4 protein-coding genes are annotated in these 2,975 nt (G+C 61.4%); 1 reads left to right on the top strand and 3 read right to left on the bottom strand.

What is annotated here, in order from left to right; all coding sequences use genetic code 11:
* The 3 genes from WBQ44_RS12760 to WBQ44_RS12750 form a co-directional block, all read right to left on the bottom strand.
* On the bottom strand, nucleotides 1-1,387 hold a 1,387-nt coding region (locus WBQ44_RS12760; protein ID WP_495567050.1), incomplete at its 3' end, for a glutamine amidotransferase-related protein.
* A gap of 5 nt (nucleotides 1,388-1,392) precedes the next feature.
* Nucleotides 1,393-1,776, bottom strand: a complete 384-nt coding sequence (locus WBQ44_RS12755) for a chorismate mutase (protein ID WP_495567049.1) — start codon at nucleotides 1,774-1,776, stop codon at nucleotides 1,393-1,395.
* 222 nt (nucleotides 1,777-1,998) lie between these two features.
* Nucleotides 1,999-2,337 carry an RNA polymerase-binding protein RbpA gene (locus WBQ44_RS12750; RefSeq protein WP_338892220.1) on the bottom strand — a complete coding sequence of 113 codons (339 nt, stop codon included), beginning with the start codon at nucleotides 2,335-2,337 and terminating at the stop codon, nucleotides 1,999-2,001.
* 216 nt (nucleotides 2,338-2,553) lie between these two features.
* Here WBQ44_RS12750 and WBQ44_RS12745 point away from each other — a divergent pair, with 216 nt between their 5' ends.
* Complete coding sequence (locus WBQ44_RS12745) at nucleotides 2,554-2,886, top strand: hypothetical protein (RefSeq protein ID WP_495567048.1); 333 nt, start codon at nucleotides 2,554-2,556, stop codon at nucleotides 2,884-2,886.
* The last annotated feature ends 89 nt before the right edge of the window (nucleotides 2,887-2,975 follow it).

Genomic DNA, 2,975 nt, shown 5'->3' with positions numbered 1-2,975 from the left:
GCGTCGGATTGATCTCTCTCAGATATGTATATGTCGCCAACGCATCGATTGGTCCGGGGAACGTTGCGACGTTCGTCAGGCACACCTCGTAGGTCTCGCCCGAACGGATCTCCGCCAGGCACTGCGCGATCAACCCGAGGTACTTGTCGCGATCGTGACGCAGTAATAAGTCTGCCTCGAACTCGGCTCCGATCAGTGGCATCTCTTGCGGTGCCGCAGCATGGGCGCCGTCCCGCAGTGCCGTAAGTGTGCCGAGGGTGGATTCGAACCACGCGGCTGTGACCGGGTCGGCGTGATCGACGACCAACGCCATCAAGTAGCAGGTTCCGGTGTCGTGGTCGAATACCAGGGCTCGATCCGCGAACACCATCGACGCGTCGGGGGTCGACGCCGTGTGAACCAGTTGACCACCGACATCTGCTTTGAGTTCGTACCCGAGATAGCCGACGTAACCCAGTGCAAATGCGAACGGCAAATCGTGACGCGGGGGAGTAGCACGGTCCTTCAATTGCCCATTCAAGTAGTCGAAGAACGTCGAATCGACCGATTCGACCGTGCCGTCGCTGCGATGCACGTCCACTCGTCGCTCACCGACGCGATAGGTGATGTACTCCGCCAGAGGCCCGGAAGCGTCACCCATGATCGTGAACCGTGAATTGGGCTCGACCGCGGCACTACCGTCGAGCCAGAAACTGTTGACGCTCGACGCGAACAGCGCCCCGAAGACCTGCTCGGTATCGAAGTCACCCTCGATCGTGCGCGTTTCGATCGAGTAGGGAGAACGTGCCGGCGCGACCGCGGCAGGGGAGAGGGACTGAGTCATGTCCCGAAAGTTCGAGAGCAGCTCACGCCCGTACTCGGTGCTGATCGACTCCGGGTGGAATTGAACGCCCCAGAGCGGGCGGCTGCGGTGGCGGACGGCCATGACGATGCCGTCGGACGTCCAGGCGCACGCTTCGAGTTCTTCCGGCAGGGAGATGGCCGTCAGCGAGTGGTATCTGACGACGGAATAGGGGGACGGTATGCCGTCGAACAAACCGGCGCCGTCGTGCGCGATTTCGGACAGACGCCCGTGCATGGGGATCGGCGCGAGGTCGACGGTGCCACCCAGCAAGTGGCACATTGCCTGGTGCCCGAGGCACACGCCCAGGATCGGCAGGTCGGTCTCGAGGATCGCACGCGAGCTGATGCCGAGGTCGTGAGGTGTGCTCGGTCGACCGGGCCCGGGGGAGACGACGATATTGTCGAAAGCCGCGATATCTATCGACGTCCAGTCCGAATCGTTTTTCACCACGACGGGCTCGACGCCGTTCACCTCGCACAGAAGGCTGTAAAGGTTGTAGGTGAACGAATCGTAGTTGTCGATCAGCAACGTGCGTAGAGGCATGACGGTCACGTACCGCGATTGCCGACGGGCGAGTCGCCATCGATGATGAGGTCCTCGACTCGGCACGCCTCGGCGATGAGCAGGTCGTACACGGAAGCCAGGAAGTCCTCGGACAATTCGTGTGCGCGGGCAAACTCGCGTGCTCGTTCCTGAACGAGTCCGACGCGACCCGGCTGCATCATCGGGATGTCGAATTCGCGCTTCACCAGGGCAACGCGAGAGCAGACCGCGATGCGGTCTCGAATCATGTCGAGAAGGCGCGCATCGATGTCGTCCAATTCTTTTCGCAAGGACGACAATTGGCTATCGGACTCGTCGGTCACGTGCAGCTGCCCCCTTGTTCCGCAGTCAATCGCTGCTTCGATGCCTTCGCCGGTCGGTGTGTTCATCGCCTGTTCACCAACGATTGTTACCTATACACGTCCGCAATACCCGGTTCACCATGATTGCACTGCTAGGCCTTTGTAGCAGGCTGTACACGCGGTGATTTCAATCTTTTCGAGGGACCGTCACCCGTTTGCGAATAACCGACCGTTAATCCCGTGCACAGACTAAAAACTGCGCGAAGCGAATGTTTTCGACATTTGCTTCGCGCAGTCTTGTGATCGGCCTCAGGCGCCGCGGCGCTTTACCTTCAGAAGATCCATCCGCTCCTTGAGGAGCTCTTCCAGTTCATCGACCGAGCGACGCTCGAGCAGCATGTCCCAGTGCGTGCGAGGTGGCTTTACCTTCTTCGCCTCGGGGGCCGTGCCTTCGAGCAGCGAGCCCTCGAGACCGTTGCGGCACTGCCACGTGCCGGGAATCTCCGCGTCGTCGGCGAAGGGCACGTCGAACTCTTCACCGTTGTCGCAGCGGTAACGAGCGACCCGCCGCGGTGCGAGATCGTGGTCGCGGTCGGTTTCGTAACTGACGGCACCGAGCCGACTACCTCGTAGTACGCGATCTGCCATTGTGAAGTCCTCTCCCTCGATAGTGCATGTTCGTCATCGGACCCGTAGGTTCCGCATCGCGCAGTGAATGCCCTGACAACCCGCATGCACTGCATCAACTCACAGATCTACAACGCTTCGTCGATGCGAATCGTTCCCGATCAGCACCCACGACACGGATGGATCCGCGCGCACGTCTGCGTCATTCTACCGGCACGCCCCCGTAGGCTCGAGACCATGTCAGTGTTGTCGCGTCGAGTACACGCGTGCGCCTGGTGCGGCCGCGAGGTCGCCGATACCGGAATGGGTCGTCGGCGACGGTATTGCAGACAATCGTGCAGACAGCGCGCCTACGAACACCGCAGCGCCGTCAAGGGGACATCGATCCCGGAAGACGCCGTCGTTCTCTCGGCCGACGAGGCGTCGGCATTGATCGATCGGACCTTCGAAGTTCGCTGCGCAGCCGAGGACGTTGCCACGGCAGTCACCGAGGGCGCAGACCCAGCGGAACTGACACGGTTGTGCACCGAGCTGGTGGCACTGGCCAGGGACGCAGAACGTCTGCGCTGAGGGCAGCCGGACAATCGGGCAAAGGTCGGTGTCAGGTCCAAGCGGGAACGATCTCGAAGCGGGCACAATGGTGACGACCGCACGTCCCG

It is taken from the genome of Rhodococcus sp. (in: high G+C Gram-positive bacteria) (assembly GCF_049591685.1).
Taxonomy (GTDB): Bacteria; Actinomycetota; Actinomycetes; order Mycobacteriales; family Mycobacteriaceae; genus Rhodococcoides.
Note: the sequence above shows the minus strand (reverse complement) of the source record. Positions and strands in the feature narration are given on the sequence as shown.